The organism is Algoriphagus sp. PAP.12, from assembly GCF_026652115.1.
Lineage (GTDB): Bacteria > Bacteroidota > Bacteroidia > Cytophagales > Cyclobacteriaceae > Algoriphagus.
In genome coordinates this window covers 1-1,422 of sequence record NZ_JAPPSQ010000058.1, presented here as the reverse complement: position 1 = coordinate 1,422, position 1,422 = coordinate 1, and the positions used below count along the sequence as shown (strand labels likewise).

Here is a 1,422-nt window from a genome sequence, read left to right as displayed (position 1 = left end):
TGATGTGCCCCCAAAAAGTTAGACACTTATTGGGGGCATTTTTATGCGAAAAAACAGAAAACACAATTTCGAATTCAGACTTCGGGTAGTCCAAGAAGTCATCCATTTCCGACACTCTTCGGAGAGTATCGGTAAAAAAGAAAACATCAGCAGCTCTTTAGTAAAGCGTTGGGTAGCTTTTTACAGAAAGTTTGGAGAAGAGGGACTAAAGGTTACTTACAACCATTACACTGGTGACTTTAGGTTGCAGGTAGTTAGAACAGTTAAGGCCGAATCTTTATCTTTACTTCAAGCCTGTCTACGTTTCATGGTTCCTAATGAATCTATCGTACTGAATTGGATTCGGATTTACGATGCTCAAGGACCGGAAGGATTGAAGGGGCTACGTAAAGGAAGACCTATCAAGATGCCCAGAAAGCCAAAACGTCCACTAACCCGAGAAGAGCAGCTCCTGGAAGAGCTGGCTAGTCTGAAAGCCGAAAATGCTTATTTAAAAAAGCTTCATGCCTTAGTTCAATCCGAAAAACAGAAAGAAGAAAAACGCAAATCATCCAGGAATTAAGGCGTGGGCATGCGTTGAAGGAACTACTCAAGCATGCTCGGATGGCGCGAAGCACCTTTTATTACCATCTCAAACAACTCCAAAAAAAAGACAAGTATGAGATAATCAAAATAGAGATCCGCAGTATTTATAAACAGAACAAAGGACGGTACGGCTACCGAAGAATCCGGGATGAACTTCAAAACAGAGGGTATACGATCAATCACAAGGCCGTCTACTCCCTGATGAGCGAGTTGGGTTTAAAGAGCATTATTCGGGTTAAAAAATATGTCTCTTACCGCGGAGAGCAGGGTAGAATAGCTGAAAATCTCCTCAAAAGAGATTTTAAAGCTTACCGGCCTGAACAGAAGTGGGTGACTGATATAACCGAATTCAAAGTCCATGACAGAAAGCTTTATCTCTCTCCCATGATGGACCTGTATAATCGGGAGATTGTCTCCTTTACTCTGGCCGATAGACCTACTCTACAACCGGTCTTGGAGATGGTCAAAAAGGCAACAGAGAAAAGACAAAAAATTCTAGATCTGGTGATCCACTCTGATCAGGGATGGCATTATCAAAACCCACAATACCAACGTCTGCTCCATGAAAAGGGAATCAGGATCAGTATGTCCAGAAAAGGAAACTGCCTGGACAATGCTGTTATCGAAAACTTCTTCGGAACTCTAAAGTCAGAATTGTTCTACCTCAAAAAATATCAATCGATCCAAGAGCTCAAAAAAGAAATCACCGAATACATTCATTATTATAATAACCACAGAATAAAATCAAGCCTAAACAGAAAAAGCCCGGTCCAATACCGAGCTTCTTCACTAAATTTAAATCATTCTTAAACCGTCCAACTTTTGGGGGCTAGTTCA

2 protein-coding genes are annotated in these 1,422 nt (G+C 41.2%); both read left to right on the top strand.

The features are described from left to right. The first annotated feature begins 43 nt into the window (after window positions 1-43). A complete protein-coding gene (locus tag O0V13_RS21405; RefSeq protein WP_268037055.1) occupies window positions 44-562 on the top strand; it encodes a transposase in 519 nt (172 codons plus the stop codon). Further along, window positions 517-1,395, top strand: coding sequence for an IS3 family transposase (locus O0V13_RS21400; RefSeq protein WP_326492759.1), 879 nt, complete (start codon window positions 517-519; stop codon window positions 1,393-1,395). Before O0V13_RS21405 ends, O0V13_RS21400 begins: the two co-directional genes overlap by 46 nt. Window positions 1,396-1,422: the final 27 nt, after the last annotated feature.